General features: G+C 64.1%; 1 pseudogene. It reads right to left on the reverse strand.

Annotated features, from left to right (window positions below):
• Positions 1–223: pseudogene (locus E4K09_RS26305) on the reverse strand (ABC transporter substrate-binding protein); the annotation flags it as partial.

Consider the following 223-nt stretch of genomic DNA (forward strand, 5'->3'; position numbering starts at 1 on the left):
AATTGTAGTAGACGGAGCCGAAGCTCTTCAGGTCCTTCAGATCGCTGAGGCCCTTGTCGAGGATGTGCTCCTTGAGCTTCTTGTGAATCTCGAAGTCGGCGCCGGCCGGGACCGGCGTGATGGCGAGGTAGCCCTTCGCGACCGCTCCGGCCGGCCGGACGTCCTCTTCCGAGCCGGACCAGATGCCGCCGATCACGCGGTCAACCGGAAAGCCCACCTTCGC

This window comes from Microvirga pakistanensis (assembly GCF_004458765.1).
Taxonomy (GTDB): domain Bacteria; phylum Pseudomonadota; class Alphaproteobacteria; order Rhizobiales; family Beijerinckiaceae; genus Microvirga; species Microvirga pakistanensis.